The following is a 20,466-nucleotide window of genomic DNA, read 5'->3' on the forward strand; positions in this document are numbered from 1 at the left end:
CGAGAAGAACATTTGTTCCGGTCAGATTGGTGACAGATTCGTGTCAGGAAGGGCGTTCATGGCACACCCCGGCGCATCGGGCCACGAGAGCACGCGAGCGAGCATGCCCTCAACGTCGAGAACCCCATACGCAAAACCCTTGCGTACCAGTTCGTCCGACACGAAACCATCGTACTTGTCGAAGCGGGGCACCTCTCCCGGATAGACCAGCTCCATGGGGTCAAGGGGAAGGGTTGCCTCCTCCTTCACTACCCGGTAGAAGGTACTCGCGTCGGCGCCCATCGTGAACTGCATGAAGTATGGACGCGACGAGTCCAGCCCCTTGAGCCCGAGCTTATCGGCACAACGAATCTTGAGGAAACGCTCGAGGGCGAGAAAGGCGTAGCTTCCCAGCCACGGCAGAAGGCACCACGACGTGCCACCCACACACACGAGCGGCTCCGAGGCCAGGTGGGCGAGCGCTGCCACGTGGCGCGCCTGCTCCAGACGCGCTTGCGCATTCGTGCGCAGGTAGGGATAGCCGCGCGTCTCGCGCAGAACGCTTCGCATGCGCTCGAGCACACGGGTGTTCACGTCTCCCGCGCACATGCCGAAGTACGCCGGGACCTTGCCCTTCACCTGCGTGCACTCGATGAGGTGGCGCTTGTAGTCAATCTCCTCGATCACCCAGACGGCGCCCGCGATTGCGATTCTCTCCCCCACCGGCGGCGGCTGCACGATGGTGCCAAGCTCCTGGGACTCGGAGCGCACGGTAAACTCCTCGTCCTCTGCGAAGGTAGCGTAGAAGCGGAAGTCGTTCGTCACGCGCTCGCCCGCAAGGCCCACGATGAGACCGCCCGTCTCGGTGCGCTCGACCTGGTCCGTCTCCACGAGGTGACGAAGGAGGGTGCGGTAGTCATCCGCTGTCACGCGATGGAAGGGAGAAAGGGTGAGCACGCGGCGCGCCAGGTCGGCCGGCGAGAGTTCGCCCGTCGAGGCGAGCATCGCCATGGTCTGGTGGTAGAGAAGGCTGTACGGCAAGCCGTCCAGCTGCGGCGGCTCGACCCAACGCTCCTCGACGTAGAGCTGCACGAGCGCGATGCCCTGCAGGAGCTTCCATGGGATGGTCTCGGGGAGCAGCGCCCTGGCCTCGGGCTCGTCCTCGCGCATGACGAACCACATCTCGCTCGGCTGGCCACGTCTGCCGGTGCGGCCCATGCGCTGCAGAAACGAGCTCACCGTGAACGGCGCGTCAATCTGGAATGCCCGCTCGAGACGTCCGATGTCGATGCCAAGCTCGAGCGTCGAGGTGGTCACGGTGGTGAGGTTCGCGTTCTCGTCGCGCATGAGCTCCTCGGCCGTCTGCCTAAAGCTCGCGGAGAGGTTGCCGTGATGGATGAGGAAGCGGTCCGGCTCCCCCACCGCCTCGCAGTACTGGCGAAGCGTTGTCGTCACGGCCTCGCACTCCTCGCGTGAGTTGGCGAAGACCAGGCACTTGCGCCCACGAGTGTGTTCGAAGACGTAGGCAAGGCCAGGGTCGGCAAAGACCGGGGCCCTGTCTGTGGGCGCCTCCGGGTCGGGCTGTTCGGTCTGCGGAGAAGCGCTCGGGGAGACGTCCTCAACGCGTTCTTCTCGGCTGGGAATGCGCTGCTCAGCCACGGATGTCTCGGGCGTCTCGTACGCAGCCTCTTCGGAAGCCGTCCCTCCGTGGCCCAGACCGTCCTCGCCGCGCTCCGGCGCCTGCGGACCCGTCACGTAGAAGTGCTCCATCGAGAGGCGCCAGCGCTCCTTGGGCGCGTCCAGCCGAGGGATCACGCACCCACGACCTGTGCCTGCAGAGAGGTATGCGCCGGTTGCCTCGGGGTCTCCGATCGTTGCGGAGAGCCCGATGCGCCTGGGCACCACGCCCGCAAGGCGCGAGAGGCGCTCGAGGCAGCAGAGTGTCTGGCCGCCGCGATCGCCACGCAGGAGCGAGTGAACCTCGTCGATCACGACAAAGCGCAGGTCGCCAAAGATGCGCGGAATTGCGTTGTGCCGGTGCAGAAGCATTGATTCTAGTGACTCCGGCGTGATCTGGAGGATGCCCGAAGGATGCTTGAGCATCTTTGCCTTGTGCGACTGGGAGACGTCGCCATGCCAGTGCCACACCGGGATGTCGGCTTCCGCACAGAGGTCCTCGAGGCGCAGGAACTGGTCGTTTATCAGCGCCTTGAGCGGTCCAATGTACACGCAGCCCACCGAGGCCGGCGGGTCCTCCCAGAGCTCCGTCAGTATGGGGAAGAAGGCGGCCTCGGTCTTGCCCGAGGCGGTCGAAGCGGTGAGCAGGACGTTCTCGTCGGTGTTGAAGATGGCGTCTGCGGCAGCAACCTGCACGGCGCGCAGGCTCTGCCAGTCGTGCTCGTAGATGAAGTCCTGGATGAACGGGGCGTAGCGGTCGAATGCGTCCATGGCGGCCTAGATGTCGAACTCGGCGAACTCGTCTTTGCCAGACGGAGCCTGTCCAACCGCCAGGGAGTCAGGCGATCCGGAGGCCGCGTTCTCCTCCGCCGGAGTCTTTACCGGCGAGGAGAACTGACCGCTCCCCAGGAGCTGCTCAACCGTGACGCCGGGGTTCTGTGAGAGGATGTCGAGCATCTCGACAAAGTCACGGATGACCTCGCGTGGAGTGAGGTGGGTGTCCGCGCCCACGCGGCCGTACTCGGTCTCGAGGAAGCGCACGAGTTCGTCCTGGGTGATGGTGCGCTGGTACCCAAAGAGCCCCGCGTGGATGTCCGCGAGCTTCTCGACCAGCACCAGCAGCTCCTCGTGGGTGAGCGGCTCCAGACGGATGACTGGCGCCAGCATGTCCACCAGGCCGTCCTGCGAGAAGCGCCCCTGCGTGAGGCGGCTCCGCAGCGCCTCGTACGAGTAGAGGCCGCGTCGCCTGTCCTCAATCGCCTGGGGGGTGCCACTCATGATGATGCCCAGGTGGTGCGCCTTTCCCTGGAGCGTGTCGTTGTACATGGTGAGCACCTTCTCGTAGTTGTACTGCCTGCTCACCGCGTTGGGAATCTTGTAGAGGTTCACCATCTCGTCGAGAAGGATGACGAGTCCCTTGTAGCCCGCGCCCACGAGGAAGGTCGCGAGAATCTTGAGGTAGTCATACCAGTCGTCGTCGCCGATCACTATGTTCACACCCAGCTCGCGCCTTGCCTCGGTCTTGTTGCGATACTCGCCGCGGAACCACTTGGTGACGTTGGCCTTGGTCTCGTCATCCCCCTCGAGGTGTGCGCGCCAATACATGGTGAGAAGCCGTGCGAAGTCATAGCCATGGACCAGCTCCTGAACCGAGGCCATGGTGCCCATGATTCTCCGCTCCATGGCATCAGCGAATGCGGGGTCCTCGGGAGAGAGACCGTCCTCGAGCGTCACCTGCGACTGCACGTTCGAGACCCAACGGTCGAGGACCAGGTTGAGGGCACCGCCCTCGGGCCTGGTCTTGGTGCTGAGGTTGCGAATGAGCTCCCGGTAGGTGGCAAGGCCCTGGCCGCCCGTGCCCTGGAGCCGGCGCTCCGGCGAGAGGTCCGCGTCTGCCACCACAAAGCCCCTGCCCATGGCGTGGTTGCGGATGGTCTGGAGAAGGAAGCTCTTGCCGCTGCCGTAGCGACCCACAAGGAAGCGGAAGCTCGCACCGCCGTCAGCGACGAGGTCGAGGTCGTGGAGGAGGGCCGCCACCTCGCGGTCGCGACCAACGGTGATGTAGGGCAGGCCCACGCGAGGGACGACGCCTCCCTTCAGGGAGTTGACGATAACCTGCGCGATGCGCCTGGGGACGCGGGGCGCCTGCTCTGCAGTTGCTTGCTTCATGGCTGTAGATATCCTCTCAGGTCTTGCTCGTAGTCCTCGACGATTGCGGGGCCGGCATCGCCAAACTCCAGCACCGTGTCTCCCACCAGGTCGAAGAGCTTATCGTTAATGGAGTCAACGAGCATGTCGACGGACGTGCCTGCCGGGACCTCCGCCTCCCTGTGGTCGAGAAGCGCGGTGAGAAGCGCGCTCTCCTGGTCTGTGAGGCCAAGGTCTGGCGAGGCAGCTTTGGACGTGGGCTCGTCGGCCGGAGTTGGCGCGGGTGCCGCCACGGCTACAGCCCGTGGCGTCTCCGGCGCCTCTTTCGGTTCCACGGCGGCATCGCCAGGCACGTACCCCTCGCGCTCCTCGTCCACCAGGAGCGCCTCGCGCGTGACGGCTGCCGCGCTGCGAATGCCGCCCAGCTTGGAGAGGTCGACCTTGAAGCGGCGGCGCTCTGCCTCCGCCTCGCGCTCGTGCTGGGCGTGGCTCTCCTCGACGACCATCTTCTCCAGGTAGCGGGGCAGCTTCTGCTCCTTGAGGGGATGACCGAACTCCCAGTCGATACGCATCTGACGGTCAATCGCGCGAAGGAGGCGCGCGAGGTCGCGGCTGCGCTCGGTGGTGGAGTAGGCAAGCCGCTCCGTCCAGCGGCCAAAGCGAAAGCTCACCACCTGGCCAGGGCATATCCGAATGGTGCGCTCTGGACCCTCCCAGCCGTGGTCGAGCGGGACGCCCGCAAGCGGCGTGAACGGCCACGACGTGCGATAGCCCACGAGGCCATCGACCCAGCCGGTCTTCCTGCGGCGATTGCAGTGGACTGCCATGCGGCGCGCAACAGCCGAAGCCACGGCAGCAACGGACTCCCGGTGCGCGCGAACGAACGGAGAGCGAAAGACGTCCATGGTCGAGACGTTCCCCATGGCGACCAGCACCTCATCGTCCGATGGCGCGGCTACCTCCTCCCCCGGCTTCTTCTCCAGCAGGCCACGGGAGAGAAGCTCCGCCCGCTCCATGGCTCGCAGGGTTTCGACCCCCGCGCCAAACAGGCGCTCTGACTCCGGCACCGCCTGGCGAACATCAAGCCCCATGCAGATGGCGTAGTCTCGCTCCCAGCGCCTGAGGTCCATGGTCACGCTTGGCCCAATGCCTCGTGCATCCTGCTCGGCGCAACGCCGCTCGAGCCTGTGCAGCGAGGAGAGAACCCCTGCACCTGGCTCGGCGCCAACGCCATTTATCAGCTCGAAGGCGAGAATCGTGACGTAGGTGGCTGAGGCGTCGAGAGCCGTGCCCCGGCGCCATTCGGTACGCCACGTGAAGTAGCCGCGCAGCTCACGGTTCCCAAGGTCCTTGTAGGTTGGCAGGTAGCGATAGGGATGGAAGCCCTCGAACGGGAAACTGTCCTCGTAGTCTGCCGCAAGGCGCGCCTGGCGGCAGAAGAGCTCTCCCAGGCGAAGGCCATCCCCCTCAAGCCGACGCAGCTCCTGAAGCGCAGGCGGAAGCTCGGAATTGGCGGGATCGGAGTCCTCCCGCGCATCGAGGCCGGGCATGACAAACGAGAACGAGGGCCAAGACGAAGCCGTCGCAACAGAGCCGGCCTCTCCCGTCTGGCGAATTGCTGCTGCAGGGGGCTGCTGATGACGCCTCTCAACCCTCTGCTCTCGAGCGATACGCGCCGCATCGCGTCCCTCCTTGCGCCTTTGCGCACGCTCCCGTGCGAAGTCTGCGCCAGTGCGAAGGATTGGCTGGTCGGAATAGGTCTTCTGGCTCATGCCGACAAGCGCGCGGGCGTCCTTGGACGAAAGGATCTGCTCCAGGACCTCCTGTGCGCGCGAGCGCGCGTGACCCGCAAAGCGACCAGTCCCGCCCTCTTCCAAGTTGCACCTCCCCGCACGTCAAAGTTGCGTAGATGTTCATTCTACTACCACGCGAAGTTCATGAGAACACATGTACGCAATCTAGCGCTTGGCACATTGGCACAGATTGACGGTTGGTGGCAGTTTTTCGGGGTATCCCTATGTACAGGCGATGTTGGGTTCTGAATAACCGCAGCTACTAGATTGTTATAGCTGTAGCTGCATATAAATGATTTATAGAATACTGCCACCAACCGGCGTTTTGTGTTTTTAGTCTCGGAAAAGGCCTCCCCGTGTTCTGGGCACAGGGCTTTTGCGGCTGAGCTCGGCCGACCCATAACCCCACGGATGGTCTCTCGTGACAAGAATGACGGTTGGTGGCAGTTTTTGTTAAATACCTTATATATAGGTCATGAGATAGCAATTCCCTGACCTGCCATTTTTCAGATTTTGAACTTACCGATACTCGAGGTATCTCGGAAAAACTGCCACCAACCGTCAATTCGAGCCATCAGGAATCCCCAACGCTGCCCCAAGACGGGTCTTTCGCACTCTTAGGAACAGGTATCGGAGTTGTCGCCCCACGTTTGGGGCACAAGAATCCTCGAGGCGCGCCGGATAACAGGAAAGTGTGCCTGGACATCATATGCCACATGAAACTCAGGAAGCGGGGGGCGCGTCCATGGCAGAGAAGGCCAAAACAGCCGGTTCCAACGAAAGCTGGGTCCATCGAGGTCTCGCAGGGCTCAGGCGTGCCTTTGACGTGCGGGAAGGCCGCACATCCTGGCCACAGATCAGAAAGCGCTTCGTTGGCGGCTCGAAGCTCGACGGCACCCACATGTGCATTCTCATCGTCGCCATGCTCATAGCGTCGATCGGCCTCAACACGGACTCCACCGAGGCCATCGTGGGTGCCATGCTCATCTGCCCGCTCATGGGCTCGGTGCTGGCCATCTCCTACGCCGTGGCAACGGCAGACGTGCGCCTCCTGCGACACGCCGTCGCGGGCCTCGTCCTCCAGATGGCGATATGCCTTGCCACCTCCACCGTCTACTTCCTCCTCACGCCCATCCCCTACGAGACCAGCGCGCTTCTCGACAACTCGACCCCAACGATATGGGACCTGCTCATCGCGCTCGCCGGCGGCTTCGCGGGTGGGCTGGGGAACTCCCGCAAGCAGGAGCCGTCGACCCTCATCGCAGGCGTTGCCGTGGCAACCGCCCTCATGCCACCCCTATGCTCGGCCGGCTACGGCATTGCCCTACAGAGCCTCCCGCGCTTTGCCGGTGCCCTCTACGAGTTTGGCGTCAACGTGGTCTTCATCGCACTCGCCGCCGAGGTCGTGCTGCTCCTCCTTCACGCGCCGCTCCACAGAGACATCAACGATGACGGCGTGGTGACTCCGCAGGAGAGCGAGGAGGCAGTTGCCATCTCGCATCGGCTGCGCAGACACGTCATCATCGGGACGCTTGTCTTTGCGATCCCCTGCCTCATGGTGACCGCAGGCGTTGTCCGGGAGACCGTCCAGCAGCACACAAAGAGCTCGGCCGATACCGCCGCAACAATCTCCCAGACCTCGGACCATTACGAGACGGCCCTCACAACGCAGGAGCTCAAGGCGGTCCAGCCCGAAGTCGAGCGCTATTCCGTGGGAACCGAGTACGGCTTTGACGCAGGCCCTTCTCAGCCAACCAAGCGCATCGTGGCAACGGTCACCAGTAGCCGAACGCTTTCCAAAGACGAACGGGACCGTGCCGAGGCGCTCGTACGCGTGCACGTTCCCAACGTGGACCAGGTGCGCTTTGTGACAGGCGACGCCGCCCAGTGAGACAATGGGCCACAAAAGACAACCGCCACACGAGGAGCGCAGAACATGGCAACACACAGGACCATCGGCATCATCGGCTGCAGCCACGTGGGGGCACACGTCGCTAACGCGCTGCTCGCACAGGGTCTCGTGGACGAGATTCGCCTCTCAGACACCAACGAGAAGCTCTGCCGCGCGCAGGCGAACGACCTTCTCGACGCTATGAGCTTTTATCCCCGCCCCGCACGCATCGTGGAGTGCGGCGTGGACTACGAGGAGCTTGCCACGTGCGACGTCATTGTCAACGCCGCGGGCCACGTGGACGCCTCCCGCACCGACCGTGACGGCGAGCTTGTCCTCACGGTCGAGGAGCCCAAGAAGTTCGTCCGCCGTATCGAGGGCGCCGGTTTCACGGGCATCTGGGTGAGCGTCTCCAACCCCAACGACGTGATTGCCACCGAGATTCGCGACCTCGCCGGCTGCGAGCCGCGGCGCGTGATTGGCTCGGGCACCACGCTCGACTCCGCGCGCTTCAAGCATGCCATTGCGGGCGCGACCGGCCTTGACCAGGCATCGATCAACGCATGGATGCTCGGCGAGCATGGGTTCTCGGAGTTTGCGCTCTGGTCGCACGTCACCTTTGGCTGTCTCACGCCCGAGGAGCTGGAGGCACAGACGGGCATCTCGCTCGACCGCGATGCGCTCGAGATGCAGGCAGTGCGCGGAGGCTACACCACCATGGCGGGCAAGGCCTGCACCGAGTACTCCATCGCCAACGGAACCGCAGCCATCATCGCCGCCATCCTGGGTGACACCAAGCTTGTGACGCCCGTCTCGACCCTTGTCGAGGGCGTCTACGGCGTCTCGGGCCACTATGCGTCGCTGCCCTGCGTGATTGGCGCACGCGGCGTCGAGAAGGTCATCGTCCCCACCATGACGCCGCATGAGCAGGAGCGCTGGCAGGCAAGCTGCAAGCACATCGAGGAGAACAACGCCAAGGTCTCCTGGTAGCCTTGCGCGATCCGCAGGTAGCACAGAAGCGGCGGGCGGCGCCAACGTGCGTCCCCGTCGCTTTGTTATGCTCGCCGCCGCTTCGCTACTTAAACGTGATCTTGATCCCGCTGGAGCCCTTGCCTGAGCCCCTGCGCGAGAAGAGCCCGCGCAGCCGCATCCCATAGCGCCTGAAGCGGTGGTTGATGCTCTCGCCGCTCGTCGAGCGCAGGCCCAGCAGCGGCGCCGCGCACAGCGTGGGCAGGAAGTACTCGATGGCGCGCCAGAGCACGAAGCCCGCGGAGGCCTGTGCGCCAAACATCCTGCCAAAGAGCAGCGCAAAGCCGCCCTCGGCGCCGCCGGTGCCGCCAGGCAGCGGGATGGCCGAGGTGAGAAGCTCGAGCATCGAGCCAGACGCCAGGCAGGTCACAAGGTCGGCCTCCTTGCCAAAGGCGTTGAGCACAAACCACGGCAGCGCGTAGAGGCAGCCCAGCTGAAGCAGCGTGAGCACCAGCACGCCCACGAGGTCTCCCTTGTTCTTGGCGGCAGACTTGAAGCCGTCGGAGAACTCCATGATTTGGTTGTTCACGACCTGGTACCAGTGGTCGTAGTCCTTCACCCAACCGCGCTTGTTGGCAAAGCGCAGCACCCAGTTGCCAATGCTCGAGAAGAACTTGGGGTACGCGCAGATGGCAAAGAGCGCCACGCACTCCAGAATCTTGAAGGCAAAGAGCAGGATGCCAATGATGATGAAGTCGCCAAAGGAGTCCAGGAAGTAGTCGAGCCGGAAGATGAGCATGATGGCCGCAAAGATGCCCTCGCCCGCCTCGTACATGATGAAGCGCGTGGAGTGAAGCGCACCCGCCCCGCCCACGGAAAGGCCCGAGCGCGTGAGGCGGTAGATCTGCGCGGGCGCGGCACCCATGCCGTTGGGCGTGAGGTTCATGAAGAAGACGCCGGCGGCCTCCACGCTCATGAGGTCGCGAACGCCCACGGGAGACTTGGGGTCTGCGACAACCGAAAGCACGTAGGCAGAGACGCCTATGACGTAGTAGACCAGGTAGCAGAGGGCACCGCGCAGCATCCACGAGCTGTCGACCTGCGCAAGGCTGCTGAGAAACACATCCATCTGGCCGGAAATGATGAGGTACGCCAGATAGGCAAGCGTGACGATGCCGAGAAACACCAGGCTCTTGCGCACCTGGCCCATGCTCTGTTTGTCGGCTTCGCGGTCCTTGGCCGAGACCGCCTTCGCAGCGTTAACGCGATACTTGACCTTGGCGCCAGCGCCAGTGGCAGCGGCGCGAGCTTTGGTGGTGGCCCCAGCACCGACCTTTGCCTTGGGCTTGGCGGGACTCACCTTGGCACCAACGACCTGTGGCTTTGGAGCCTTGGGGCGCTTCTGCGCCGCAGAGGCCTTCTTCTCGGCGTCCTCTGCCACAAACACCTCCGACCCGCCAGTCCCAGGCAAGCGCCATGGGCGTCGACCGACTACATCATTAGAGCTAGCCTATCGATTATAGGCCACCGGGTCTGGTTCCACGATTCCTCCGCCCAGGCAGACGAGACCCCCATAGATGACGGCGGACTGCCCTGGGGCCACCGTGCGCACGGGCTTGGGGAAGCTCACGCGGGCACGCCCGTCATCGAGCACCTCCACCCGAGCAGGCCGCAGCTCGCCCGTGTGCCTCGTCCTCACCAGGTACTCACCGTCCGCAGGCGGCTCGCCGGCAATCCAGTGCACGTCGGAGAGGTCGAGCTGCGTGCACCACAGGCCCGGGCACGCAGGGTCCGCGGTCACGTAGACCACGTTCTTCTCGGTGTCCGTCGAGACCACATAGCGAGCAGGGCCACCGCCCAGGTCAAGCCCCTTGCGCTGCCCCACCGTGAACAGGAAGGCGCCGTCGTGGTGGCCCAGGACGCGGCCCGTCTCCCACTCCACGATGTCACCGGCACGTCGCTCCAGCGTGTCCAGGAGGAAGGTTCGGATGCCCACGGGCCCCACAAAGCAGATGCCGTCGGAGTCTGGCTTGGACTCCACGCCCAGGCCCCTCTCGGCGCACATGCGGCGCACCTCGGCCTTGTCGCGCACGTCGCCCACAGGGAAGAGCGTGCGCGCGAAAGCCTCCTCGCCCACGCGCCAGAGGAAGTAGGTCTGGTCCTTGTGCTCGTCCACGGCGCGCAGGAGCTGGGTGGAGCCCGTCTGCTGGTCGCGGCGGACGCGGGCGTAGTGCCCCGTTGCAATGAGGTCCGCTCCACGCGAAAAGGCGCGGTCTGCAAAGGTGCCAAACTTGACGGTCTGGTTGCACATCACGTCGGGGTTGGGTGTGAGGCCGTGCGCGTAGGCGTCCACCAGGTAGTCCACAACGGTGCGCTGGTACTCCTCCTCGCAGTCCCAGACCTCGAGGCCAATGCCCAGGGTCACAGCAACGCGCTCGGCGTCCGCAAGGTCGTCGGCCCAGGGGCAGCGGTACCCCGGCAGGTCGCGCGACCAGTTGCGCATGTAGACGGCCGTGACGTCGTAGCCCTGCTCAACAAGGAGCGCGGCCGAGAGCGCCGAGTCCACGCCTCCGGAGAGGCCGAGAAAGACCTTCTCGCCCATTAGCGCCTCCTCCCCATGGCCAGCCCACCGGCACGGCTGAGCATGTCCTCTTGCGTGAGACCTGTGCGTTGCATCTCCGTGCGCACGGCGTCTGCGATCTGCGCGGCCGCGTAGTCGATGTCGTCAGCGCTGGTGGGACGACCCATCGTGATGCGGAGGCTCCCCGCCGAGACCTCTGGGGGCAGCCCCATGGCGTGAAGGACGTGGCTCTCGCGCATGCGGCTGGCCGCGCAGGCGCTGCCCGTCCCAACAGAGACCCCGCGGCGCTCGAGAAGCACCACCAGGCGCCTGGCCTCGAGGCCGGGAAAGCTCACGTGGAGAAGCCCGGGAAGGCGGTGCTTGGGGCTTCTCGGCCCCGAGACCACCATGCCGGGGAACTCGTCCGCAAGGGCGCGCTCAAGCCGCAAACGCAGCGCCTCCTCGCGGCGGCACTCCTCGGCGCGGCAGCTCTGCGCGATTGAGAGCGCGGCAGCGAACCCCACCGCGCCGGCCACATTCTCGGTGCCGGAGCGCACGCCGCCCTCCTGGCCGCCGCCGAGGACCAGAGGGCGCAGGCGCACACCCTCCCCCGCCCAGAGGACGCCCACCTGCTTTGGCCCGTAGACCTTGGCGGCAGAGAGGGTGACCATGTCGGCCCCAAGCGAGGTCACGTTGCACGAGAGCGAGCCGGCGGCCTGCGAGGCGTCCGTGTGCAGCCACAGGGGCACGCGGCTCCCCTCGGCCAGGCGCTGCTGGCGCATCACGGCGACCCTGCGGGCAATCTCTCGCACGGGCTGCACGGCGCCCACCTCGCCATTTGCAAGCTCAACCGAGACGAGCTGCGTGGTGGGGCCAATGGCCGCGCACAGCCGCTCCGGGTCAACGCGGCTGTCGGCGCCCACGCTCACCACCACGGCATCGCGTGCCTGGGCGCAGGCGAGGACGGACTCATGCTCGGCGGCGTCGGTCACAACGCCACCGCCCGCTGCCGCAAAGGCAAGGTTGTTGGCCTCGGTGGCGCCAGCGGTGAAGATGACGCCATCTGGCTTGGCGCCCATGAGGTGCGCAATGTCCGCCCGCGCTCCCTCAACGGCATCTCGCGCCGCGCGGGCGCGGGCGTACGGGGCCGAGGGGTTCTCGAAGCAGCGTGTGAGGTAGGGCTCCATGGCCGAGAGGACCCTGGGGTCTAGCGGAGTGGCGGCAGCGTAGTCCAGGTAGACATCGCGGGCAGGGGCAGGCGCGCCCGCGCCGCTCGTGGCCTGCACCTGCGCGGCAGACCGTGGCACCATGCGGTCGGGCGTCACTGCTCGTCGCCCCCAATGACGAGGTTCTGGAAGCGGTTGGCTATGAACTCGTCCGTGTAGTGCTCGTCCACCCACTGCTCGAAGGCGTTGCTCGCGGAGACGCCGGCGTCGCGCGCCGTCTTGCGGTTGAAGCATGCGAGCGTCATCCAGATGTCCGCCGCAAGGTAGACGCTCACCAGGATCACAAAGACCAGCTGGCGGTGAGAGGTGGGCATGCCAATGCGGTAGAGCAGGGGCGGCATGACCACGCGGCACCAGGTGAGCCCCAGGATGCCCCAAAAGAAGAGGAAGCGCCAGGCAACCCACTGGGTAATGTGGTCGGGCAGATACTCGTAGGTCCAGGACTCGGCGTGGAAGAGCGTTGCCATCGACCAGCCGGTGACCTGCTCCAGGATGCCACCCACCGCCATGGAGATGAGGAAGATCTGCCAGCCCTTGGCGTGGTGGCGGCGCATCTCAAAGCAGATGAGCGTGAGGAACGTGGCCCCAAAGCCATAGAGTGGCGAGAAGGGCCCCCATACCAGGCCCACGCGGCTCTGCGTGAGGCCCGCCGTCACGAACATCCAGACCTCCTCGACGAAGAGGCCCGCGATGCAGCCAAGGAAGAAGACGATGATGACCTGGTAGAAGCCCAGGTGCATCTCGTCGAGATACGCCTCGATTGCGTCGTGCTCGGTGCGCATGACGGTGGCGCGACGCTGCGGCGCGGCCTTGTCGTCTATGCCCTTGAGGTCACGCTCGGCGACCTTCTCGGCAGCTTCTTCTGCCTCGTGCGCCTCCGAGACCTCTGACGCGTCGAGCTTCCTGCCCTGGCGCAGCCAGTCCGCAAAGTAACGGATCACGCGGACGAACCCCTCGACGATAAGGGCAATGAGGAGAAGCGTGAGAAGGCTGAGAATCATGGGGCGTCTCCCTTTGGGTGGGCGGTCAGGCGCGACTGCCCGAGGGCTGCCGCCGCGGCGGTCTTGGATGCGTGACCACGCGCCCCCTTAGCATACGACACGACCGCCAGCGACGTCTCCAGAGATTCTTCTCGTCATTTTGTGGCTTCTACCTGCGGTGTTTACAAGACCCTCAAAAAATTTCAAATTCTCGCTTGCATCGGCGCGACGGTTCCCGTATATTATCCCCTGCGTCGCGGGCTTAGCGCAGTTGGTAGCGCGCCACCTTGCCAAGGTGGAGGTCGCGGGTTCGAACCCCGTAGCCCGCTCCATGCATTTCCGGCCGGTGTAAATCGGCCTTTTTCATATGGCGAAGTGGCCAAGTGGTAAGGCACGGGCCTGCAAAGCCCTTACCCCCGGTTCGAATCCGGGCTTCGCCTCCAGAAGAGACTGGGCACCCGCTGCGGCGGGTGCCCTTTTTGGTTGCGGCACCAGCGCGGAGGCCGCCTCCGTGCTCGCGGAGTTTATCGCTTTTTCTCAAAACTGCTTCTTGGCAACTGGGCAAACTCTGGGAGAGCTTCAGAGAAAGCGATATTCTCCGCGAAATGTCGGGGGCAAGGCCGCTATGGCGTCGATTTGGTGCCGGAAGGGCGGTTCCCGCAGCAGGTGCAACCGAAGACGCCGCTAGGCTCCCGCGCCGCTGCCAGAAACCCCAATCTTCTCGCGTGCGGGCACAAGCTTCACCAGGCGCACAACGGTTCCCCTCCCTGAGGGCTTGCGCTTGATGGAGACGGCATCGGTGAGAAGGCGCATGAGACGAATGCCGCGCCCACGCTCGGCACCCGGGCCCGTCTCGGGCGGCTCCTCGTCAGCGCCCAGCTCGAAGCCCTCGCCGCAATCCGCAACGTCCACCTCGATCCTATCGTCGTAGGCTGTGACGGTTGCCAACACGCCCGTGGCACAGGTGTGGTCGACGGCGTTGCCCAATGCCTCCCCGCACGCAAGCGTCATGTCAAAGATCTCGTCTTCCGAGAAGGGCATCCCACGCATGAGCTCGCCCACGTGATCGCGAGCCTCGGAAAGGTGCACGGCGTCCACGGGAAACGTTGTGCGCCACAGCGGCAGCACTGACGGGTCGAGCTCCGAGACCGTGCGCTTGCTCCCGGCCCGCGAAACCGGCATGTAGTCCACAATGCGCATGAGCGCCAGACTCATGTAGACGCGCGGACGCACGTTGGTGAGCGAGAGAAGCCCGCCCAAAGACCTCATGCGGCGGAGCTCCAACAGCACAAGCCCCAGCCCAGCGGAGTCTGCGTATCCCACATCACCCATATTCAGAACGATACGCCGACAGCCGTCAGCAATGAGCGCGTCTATCGTCCTCTTCAGCGCACCCACGCTTGTCACGTCCAGGTCTCCCGCGACGTTCACAACGGCTATGTCCGGCATTCTCTCCATACGGGAATGCTTCCCACAACCACACGGCTGTATGCCGAGAAGTACGCAGACGACACGGCTGTCACCCAGACGCCGCTCGCCCTACCCCAGCTCGTCGAAGCGCACGACGACCATCGAGACGTCGTCGTTGAGGTTGCGTCCGGTAAAGTCGTCAAGGCGCGCGAGGCAGCGGTCGAGAATCCCCTCGAAGCTCCCCGCGGTCTCGGCGGAAACCATGTCGCGGAGCCCGTCCTCGCCAAAGAACGCGCCAGAGGGCGAGCGCGCCTCGGTGGTGCCGTCGGTGTAGAGGAAGAGGATGTCGCCCTCGCAGAGCGCCGCCACGCCGTCGCGGTACTCCATGTCGTGAAAGGCCCCCACGACGCCGGACTGCACGTCGAGAAGGTCAATCTGGCGCGTTGCCGCCCGCACGAGCACCGCAGGCGGATGCCCCGCCGAGCAGTACGTGAGCTTCGCCGCCGCAAGGTCCACGATGCCCACAAAGAGCGTCGCGAACGTCTCGATGCGCGAGAAGCCGAGAAGGAACTCGTTGAGCGAGCGCACCATGCGCGCCGGTGCAAGTCCCTCCCAGGAGTACGCACCCAGGGCAGTCTTGACAGCCGCCGAGACCGATGCCGCCTCCACGCCCTTGCCCGAGACGTCACCCATAATCACGCAGGCTCGCCGCCCCGGCAGGCGGATGAGGTCGTAGAAGTCACCGCCCACGAAGGCAGACTCGGTTGCTGAGGAGTAGATCCCCTGCGCCGTGAGCCCGTCCACGCGCTGCAGTACGTTGCGCATGCCCGTCTGGAGCGCCTGAGAGATGCGCTTGTCCTTCTCGCGCCTCTCCTCGCCCAGGAAGATGTCACGCACGTCGCCGGCAAGCGTGCCGAGAAACGAAAGCTCGCCGGAATCAAGGGGCTCGGCGCCATCGGGGCGCAGCACAAGGCAGCAGCGCCTCTCGCCCGCGAGCTTACCAGCGTCCACAAGGGCACCCACGCAGGGCTCCCCCAGATCACGCAGGACGTCAAAGACGCGCGTGCCCGCCTGCACCGGCACCACGGCCACGTTATCCTCCACGTGGCCCTTCTCGACGGCATCGAGGTCGATAGGCACGGCGCGCATGCCCGCGATGGGCAACTCGGCCACCAAGACGCTCTGGTGGACGTTCTCCTCAAGGCGCACGTAGACGGCGTCAAGCTCCTCGGCCGCCTGAACAAACGACTGCTCGGTGCGGGAGGCCAGGTCCTCGTCAGCCTCGGAGGCATCCAGAAGCTCCTCGCGCAGCTCGGACCCGCGCTGCGCGAGACGCTCCGCACGCTGCTGACGCATGGTCGAGAAGGCGCCCATGAGCTGCACCGAGAGGTAGTGAGCAACGGAGTCGAGGAGACGCGCGTCGTCTGCCCCCAGAGGGTGCGGACGCGACCAGCCCACCTCGATGATGGCTATCACGTGGCCGCCAAACCACACGGGCACGGCAAAGAAGCTCGCGAAGGGCGGCAGCAGGCTCTTGCGGATGCGCAAGATCTCGCGGGTCTCCTCGTCCACGACCTCGCTCACGCGAATCTTGCCCTGGCGCAGCTCCTGCGGCTGCGGGGGCTTCACGCGCAGTCGCAGGGCGTGGCCGGCACGCGTGGCGAGGGTCTCGACTGACTTGCCATACGCCATGAAGTGCGGCACCCGGGCGCCCTCGAGCGACTTCGAGAAGCCCCTCAGGTGGAAACCGTCGGACTCGGCCAGGTAGACGATCGTGGCGTCGGCGTCCATGGTCTGCGTGATCTCCTCGAGCACGCGCGAGAAGAGCGTCTCGACGTCGCGCGAGTCCAGCGTGTCGAGAACGATGCGCAGGGCGCCTGCCAGGCGCTTGTTTGCCCGGAGCAGGTCCTCGAAGTCCCTCTCGCCCTGATGCGCCTCAAGGCTTTCGCTCTCGGCCGGAAGCGCGACCAACACGTACGTCTCGCCTGCCGCCTGCACGCGGTCGCAGCGGACCCTCAGGCGCATGGGCTCCCCCACCAGAGAGGCCATGGTCACAACTGCCGGCGTCCCCTCGACGGGAAACGGCAGCGCGTCTGTCGAGAAGGGTGCCTCTGGATCGAAGCTGCCCGCCGGCGGAAAGAGCGCACGTACATCGGCACCAACAAGGCTTTCGGACTCCCCGTGCGGCAGGAGAGACGTTGCCTGGTCGTTGACGAGAAGGACCTTCCCTGCTCCGTCAAAAGCCACCACAGCCTCTGAGATAAGCTGGAGGAGGCGCGCAAAGGTGGCAGCAAGGCTGCCCTCGCCGATGCCCTCCACGCGCTTGGTGCTGAGTGCGTTCTTTGCCACGTGCCGCCCCTTCCTCGAAACCACAATCCCGGGCGGCAGGCCTGCTCACACGATCTGGCGCGGGGTGCAGAGCTCCTCCGCCGAGACCATCATAAGGCCGCTCTCGCGCAGCTTGATGGCAAGCGGCTCTCCCGTGACCTTCACAATGTCGACGGTTCGACCGCCCATGGGACAGGTGTAAGCGTACTCCACGTTGAGGTCGGCCGAGGCCAGATGGTCGAGGAGGACCCCAAGGCCGCCAGGGACGTCTGAGACCTCGATGCCAACGACCTGCGTGAGCGTGGCATCGTAACCAAGGCCGAGCAACAGCGAGAGGGCGTCCTGCGGGCGGTCGCACACGATGCGTATGATGCCAAAGTCCGTGGTGTCCGCCACCATGAGCGCGTGAATTTGGATGTTGTTCGCACCCATGGCCCGGCTCATCTGGGCGAGTTTTCCCGGTTCGTTGGGCAGGCAGACGGTCAGCTGGTCGATCATCGCACTCTCCATGGCGCTCCCCTTCCCGGTAGTGCTGCGACGCCTGCGACGGCATCGCGACCGACAAGGAACTATGAGGGACATGGTCGCGCTTTCAGTTTTCATCTTGGTTTCGAGCGGGCTACGAATGGCGCAAGGCGTGGTTGGGGGACGCCTGGGGCGCGTTACGGCGGCGACTGCGTGCGAGAGGGGCCTTTCAGGCACCATTCTGGCGCCAGCGGGTGCGAAACCGCTCTCTTCTCGCACGGAAGTGCCTCTTGGGCGCAGAATTGGCGCCGGAGAGCGCGTCTCGTACGGAATCCCGTCCGAAGTCCCCGCTCCGGCGCCGTTTTCTCGCCGGAAGGGCGATTTCCCCCGGATCCCGCCGCCGCGGGATTTTGTTGCCGGGCAACAAAATCCCATCGATACACATTCGTCGTGCGAACGTGTATCGACCTGCGCGCGTCACAGATTCGTTCACGAATGTGTATCGAGAAACACGTACGCAACGTATCGTCTGCAGCCCTTCTCGACACAAAAAAGCGGGCCCCCGTTTCCGGGGACCCGCGAACGCTCGTGGTGTCGGAGGCGGGACTTGAACCCGCACGACCTTTTAGTCAGTCACTAGCACCTCAAGCTAGCGCGTCTGCCAATTCCGCCACTCCGACGTGCGCCTTGAACGCGAGGAGTATCTTAACACACGCTCGCGCAGTGGCAAGCGCGAATCGCAAGTTTTTCTCGCCAGACCAAAAATGTGCCGAAAGGGACAGGGCTTACTCCTGTCGTCAGACGGTCCTACCCTCTCGCCAATGCCGCGCGATTTCACCGGTTAGGTTTTTCCCGAACGATTAGAACGGCTTAACCGTTCGGATTCCGCGCCTTTCCTGCAACGCCGCGAGATCTCGCCGTTTAAGGCTGTCTAAACGTTCGGAAAATTCCTAAACGGCGAAATGACGCGGCACGTCAAGAGAGGGCGCCAGCGAGAAGACCCTCTCGCCTGCCTGACGCCAGAGACGCGGTCCCATACGCCACGCCGACAAAAGAGCCCCTCCGGCGACGAATGCTCGCCGGAGGGGCCCAAAAGCTTCAGCTGCCGCAGTAAACGCGCCTTAGCCTACAGCCGAACTACTTCGCCCAGCCGATGTTCTCGTTCGCCACGGTGAGGTACAGCGCGGGGCCGTAGTTGGCGAGGCCCTGCTTGGTCACGACAACGTCGGGGCCGGCGTACAGCGGCACGAAGCCATAGGAGGCCAGTGCCTCCTTCTCGGCGGCGTTCAGGGCCTTCATCTGGTCGTCGTGGTTCTCGATCGAGATGATCTTGGCCAGCTCGGCGTCGAGGTCGGCGCTGCCCAGGTGCGTGAAGTTCGACGGAGAGTCGGAGCCGTAGATCTGCGGCCCGTTCCAGACTGACGTGGGCGTGGAGACCCAGCCGAAGAGGCAGATGTCCCACGAGCCGCTGGTGAGCGTGGTGGAGAACTCAGAGGAGGGCTTGGCGTCCTGGTCGATCTTGATGCCGGCGTCCTTGGCCATCTTGATGATGGCGGCAGCGCGGTTCTTCACCGTGTTGGAGTCGCCGAACGTGGTGAAGGAGAAAGCGACCTCGGTGCCGTCCTTGGCGTAGTAGCCGTCGTCGTCGAGAGCGTAGCCAGCGTCCTCGAGGGTCTTCTTTGCCGCAGCGGTACGCTCGTCGGCAGTGGTGAGGCTGGTGACATCGTCCGGCATGTTGTTCTCGTAGCCGTCAGCCCAGACGGGGGTGAGCAGCGAGCCCGGGACGTCCTCCTCCCAGTTCACGCCCTGGAACACAACGGAGCGCAGCGTGGGGATGTCGAGGCACTGCACGAAGGCCTTACGCACCGCAATGTCGGCGAGCACGCCACGCGTGGAGTTGATCTCGATGTTGGCAATGGAGAGGCTGTTGGCGCGACGGATCTCGGCGTTGTCCATGCTGGAGAAGTTGGAGAGCATCTCCTGGGAACCGCTCTGGGCCGTGCCAGTCGCGTCAATCTCGCCGTTCTTGAAGGCGTTGAAGAGCGCCTGGGAGTCCATCTGCTTGTAGGTGACAGACTCGAGCTTGGGAGCGTCGCCCCACCAGTTGGGGTTGGGGACAAAAGTGACCTGCGTGGTGTCGAAGGAGTCCACGGTATAGGGACCATAGCCCCACTCAGCGGCGTGGGGGTTGTTGTTCCAGCCGTTGTTGAAGACCTCAGGGTCGGCGGCATCGGGGTGAATGACCAGGTTGAAGAGGGCCTCGGCAGGATAGACCGGGTTGGAGGTGGTGATAACAACCTGCTTGTCCGACTCGCCCTTCTCGACGGACTCGATGCGGTCGTAGCCGTCGGTGGCGGCGGGGGTGTAGTCGGGGTTGGTGCCGTTCATGACGGTCCACACGGCCTGGAAGGCGCGGTAGTCGATGGGGGTACCGTCGTTGAACTTGGCGTCGGGGTTGAGGTCGAGGGTCAGGACCTGCTTGCCGCCCTCATCGGTGGTCTCGGCCTTGGTCACGAAGTTCGGGTTAGGCTCGAACTTGGAGGCGGTGGCGTCAGAGGTGAAGAGGTTGGTGGGCATGTACCAGTCCCACATGTTGTGCATCTCTTGCGTGTTGCCCTCGATGGAGAGGTAGTTCCAGTTGGGGCCAATCTCGCCGGCGGGAAGGGTGAGGGTGCCGCCGTCCTGGATCTGGTCGCGGTCGAGCGGGTTGTTGTAGACCTTGCCCTTCTCGGGAAGCGGCAGCTGGTCAAGCGGCGTGGTTGCGGGCGAGCCGTTCTGGGGCTCGACGCCGGTGACATCAGTGCTGTTGGCAGTGCCGGTAGCATTGGCATTGTCACTGGACGAGGAGTCGGACCCGCATGCCGCGAGGCCCAGGCCGGCCAGCGCGACGGCGCTGCCGCTCATGCCCAGGAAGGCACGACGCGAAAGGTTGGAAACAGACATGTTCTCTCCCGTTCTCTCGGATGATACCGGTTCGTAATGAACCAGTAAGAATGGTATCAGACTGGCATTAAGTAATGAAATCGCAACGATTTCGAAT

General features: G+C 64.6%; 13 protein-coding genes and 3 tRNA genes. 4 read left to right on the forward strand and 12 right to left on the reverse strand.

The genetic code is table 11. The features are described 5' to 3' along the window. Positions 1-21: 21 nt before the first annotated feature. The 3 genes from BT122_RS05405 to BT122_RS05415 are packed head-to-tail and all read right to left on the reverse strand — an operon-like array spanning position 22 to position 5,681. On the reverse strand, positions 22-2,427 hold the full coding sequence (locus tag BT122_RS05405; protein ID WP_072354972.1) for a DEAD/DEAH box helicase: 2,406 nt from the start codon (positions 2,425-2,427) through the stop codon (positions 22-24). A gap of 6 nt (positions 2,428-2,433) precedes the next feature. Beyond that, positions 2,434-3,825, reverse strand: a complete 1,392-nt coding sequence (locus tag BT122_RS05410) for an ATP-binding protein (RefSeq protein WP_072354973.1) — start codon at positions 3,823-3,825, stop codon at positions 2,434-2,436. After that, positions 3,822-5,681 carry a TerB N-terminal domain-containing protein gene (locus BT122_RS05415; protein ID WP_072354974.1) on the reverse strand — a complete coding sequence of 620 codons (1,860 nt, stop codon included), beginning with the start codon at positions 5,679-5,681 and terminating at the stop codon, positions 3,822-3,824. The genes BT122_RS05410 and BT122_RS05415 overlap by 4 nt, the downstream gene beginning before the upstream one ends. Before the next feature lie 661 nt (positions 5,682-6,342). Here BT122_RS05415 and BT122_RS05420 point away from each other — a divergent pair. Together BT122_RS05420 and BT122_RS05425 are read left to right on the forward strand one after the other, a co-directional pair. Further along, positions 6,343-7,488 (forward strand): DUF389 domain-containing protein, encoded by a 1,146-nt coding sequence (locus tag BT122_RS05420; protein ID WP_072354975.1) that lies wholly within the window; start codon positions 6,343-6,345, stop codon positions 7,486-7,488. A 45-nt stretch (positions 7,489-7,533) separates the two neighbouring features. Further along, complete coding sequence (locus BT122_RS05425; protein ID WP_072354976.1) at positions 7,534-8,478, forward strand: lactate/malate family dehydrogenase; 945 nt, start codon at positions 7,534-7,536, stop codon at positions 8,476-8,478. 85 nt (positions 8,479-8,563) lie between these two features. Here BT122_RS05425 and BT122_RS05430 read toward each other — a convergent pair whose 3' ends face one another. The 4 genes from BT122_RS05430 to BT122_RS05445 all read right to left on the reverse strand — a co-directional run bounded on the left by BT122_RS05430 (position 8,564) and on the right by BT122_RS05445 (position 13,244). Next, entirely contained in the window at positions 8,564-9,898 is a 1,335-nt protein-coding gene (locus BT122_RS05430; protein WP_072354977.1) for a lysylphosphatidylglycerol synthase transmembrane domain-containing protein, read from the reverse strand. Positions 9,899-9,967: 69 nt separating this feature from the next. Next, a complete protein-coding gene (gene mnmA / locus BT122_RS05435) occupies positions 9,968-11,059 on the reverse strand; it encodes a tRNA 2-thiouridine(34) synthase MnmA (RefSeq protein WP_072354978.1) in 1,092 nt (363 codons plus the stop codon). Further along, positions 11,059-12,342, reverse strand: a complete 1,284-nt coding sequence (locus BT122_RS05440; protein ID WP_286130313.1) for a cysteine desulfurase family protein — start codon at positions 12,340-12,342, stop codon at positions 11,059-11,061. Before BT122_RS05440 ends, mnmA begins: the two co-directional genes overlap by 1 nt. Next, complete coding sequence (locus BT122_RS05445) at positions 12,339-13,244, reverse strand: putative ABC transporter permease (RefSeq protein WP_072354979.1); 906 nt, start codon at positions 13,242-13,244, stop codon at positions 12,339-12,341. The genes BT122_RS05440 and BT122_RS05445 overlap by 4 nt, the downstream gene beginning before the upstream one ends. 235 nt (positions 13,245-13,479) lie before the next feature. Here BT122_RS05445 and BT122_RS05450 point away from each other — a divergent pair. Both BT122_RS05450 and BT122_RS05455 read left to right on the forward strand, forming a co-directional pair. Beyond that, positions 13,480-13,555, forward strand: a tRNA-Gly gene (locus BT122_RS05450). A 37-nt stretch (positions 13,556-13,592) separates the two neighbouring features. Continuing rightward, positions 13,593-13,666, forward strand: a tRNA-Cys gene (locus BT122_RS05455). 241 nt (positions 13,667-13,907) lie between these two features. On the opposite strand, the gene BT122_RS05460 is transcribed toward BT122_RS05455, so the two are convergent. The 5 genes from BT122_RS05460 to BT122_RS05480 all read right to left on the reverse strand — a co-directional run bounded on the left by BT122_RS05460 (position 13,908) and on the right by BT122_RS05480 (position 20,369). Continuing rightward, on the reverse strand, positions 13,908-14,681 hold the full coding sequence (locus tag BT122_RS05460) for an anti-sigma factor antagonist (protein ID WP_072354980.1): 774 nt from the start codon (positions 14,679-14,681) through the stop codon (positions 13,908-13,910). An 81-nt stretch (positions 14,682-14,762) separates the two neighbouring features. Beyond that, complete coding sequence (locus BT122_RS05465) at positions 14,763-16,982, reverse strand: GAF domain-containing SpoIIE family protein phosphatase (RefSeq protein ID WP_083432332.1); 2,220 nt, start codon at positions 16,980-16,982, stop codon at positions 14,763-14,765. A 45-nt stretch (positions 16,983-17,027) separates the two neighbouring features. Then, positions 17,028-17,471, reverse strand: a complete 444-nt coding sequence (locus BT122_RS05470; protein ID WP_059054793.1) for an ACT domain-containing protein — start codon at positions 17,469-17,471, stop codon at positions 17,028-17,030. A gap of 544 nt (positions 17,472-18,015) precedes the next feature. Then, positions 18,016-18,106, reverse strand: a tRNA-Leu gene (locus tag BT122_RS05475). A 457-nt stretch (positions 18,107-18,563) separates the two neighbouring features. Further along, the gene (locus BT122_RS05480; RefSeq protein ID WP_072354981.1) at positions 18,564-20,369 is read right to left on the reverse strand and encodes an ABC transporter family substrate-binding protein; all 1,806 of its coding nucleotides are present in this window, start codon (positions 20,367-20,369) and stop codon (positions 18,564-18,566) included. Positions 20,370-20,466: the final 97 nt, after the last annotated feature.

The sequence above is a fragment of the Olsenella sp. kh2p3 genome (assembly GCA_900119625.1).
Classification (GTDB): domain Bacteria; phylum Actinomycetota; class Coriobacteriia; order Coriobacteriales; family Atopobiaceae; genus Tractidigestivibacter.

Coding starts and splice junctions, on each gene's coding strand:
- BT122_RS05405 (WP_072354972.1), bottom strand. CDS start 2,427: ATGGACGCATTCGACCGCTACGCCCCGTTCATCCAGGACTTCATCTAC.
- BT122_RS05410 (WP_072354973.1), bottom strand. CDS start 3,825: ATGAAGCAAGCAACTGCAGAGCAGGCGCCCCGCGTCCCCAGGCGCATC.
- BT122_RS05420 (WP_072354975.1), top strand. CDS start 6,343: ATGGCAGAGAAGGCCAAAACAGCCGGTTCCAACGAAAGCTGGGTCCAT.
- BT122_RS05425 (WP_072354976.1), top strand. CDS start 7,534: ATGGCAACACACAGGACCATCGGCATCATCGGCTGCAGCCACGTGGGG.
- mnmA (WP_072354978.1), bottom strand. CDS start 11,059: ATGGGCGAGAAGGTCTTTCTCGGCCTCTCCGGAGGCGTGGACTCGGCG.
- BT122_RS05445 (WP_072354979.1), bottom strand. CDS start 13,244: ATGATTCTCAGCCTTCTCACGCTTCTCCTCATTGCCCTTATCGTCGAG.
- BT122_RS05460 (WP_072354980.1), bottom strand. CDS start 14,681: ATGGAGAGAATGCCGGACATAGCCGTTGTGAACGTCGCGGGAGACCTG.
- BT122_RS05470 (WP_059054793.1), bottom strand. CDS start 17,471: ATGGAGAGTGCGATGATCGACCAGCTGACCGTCTGCCTGCCCAACGAA.
- BT122_RS05480 (WP_072354981.1), bottom strand. CDS start 20,369: ATGTCTGTTTCCAACCTTTCGCGTCGTGCCTTCCTGGGCATGAGCGGC.